Source organism: Leptotrichia sp. OH3620_COT-345 (assembly GCF_003932895.1).
Classification (GTDB): Bacteria; Fusobacteriota; Fusobacteriia; order Fusobacteriales; family Leptotrichiaceae; genus Pseudoleptotrichia.
On sequence record NZ_RQYW01000103.1, the window covers coordinates 1 to 562 of the forward strand.

2 protein-coding genes are annotated in these 562 nt (G+C 33.3%); both read left to right on the top strand.

Annotated elements, in window-relative coordinates; translation table 11 throughout:
- The first annotated feature begins 146 nt into the window (after positions 1–146).
- Entirely contained in the window at positions 147–443 is a 297-nt protein-coding gene (locus EII29_RS11560) for a hypothetical protein (RefSeq protein ID WP_036851118.1), read from the top strand.
- Positions 440–562: DUF1071 domain-containing protein (locus EII29_RS13200; protein WP_125237620.1), on the top strand; the 123-nt coding region annotated here is incomplete at its 3' end. The genes EII29_RS11560 and EII29_RS13200, both read left to right, overlap by 4 nt.

The window sequence follows — 562 nt, forward strand, 5'->3', positions numbered from 1 at the left end:
GTATAGGGCAGAGCCTAACGAGTGCTTATATGGCTTGATAAGCGAATTATGGAGCTATTGGGGGAAAGGTTGGATCCTGCCTATGCTTAAATATAATATTGAAATTACAAGACAAGGCGACGTCTTCATTGTAGAAAGAGGAGTAAATGGAAACAATTAATATTAAATTTGATGAAAAACAGCTAGAAGAAGTTGTGAAAAAAGTTACTGAAAAACTTAAAAAAGAGAAAGATTCAGATACAGCAAAGGAAAAAGTGTCAGTAATGTATTTAGAATTTAATGAAGCAAATCATGCAAGCGAGAAAGGTAAACTTTACTTTGGGCATGCTTTTCACACTTTGTCAAAAAAGTATGCTTCGGAGTTTTATTTATCTAGTGAATCTGATTTGACAAAAGCCTCAGAGCTTAAAAGCCAAGGTTGGAGAGAAGAGGTTATCGAATGAGTGTATTTGAAGAACTAAGCGTTATTAATGTAAATGATAAGAAAAGCAAAAAGAATAATTTAGATTATCTTAGTTGGGCATATGCATGGTCTGAAGTTAAAAAAGTATATCCTGAAGCT

Bases quoted from the DNA above. Each gene is read 5' to 3' on its own strand.
- EII29_RS11560 (WP_036851118.1), top strand. From the start codon at position 147: ATGGAAACAATTAATATTAAATTTGATGAAAAACAGCTAGAAGAAGTT.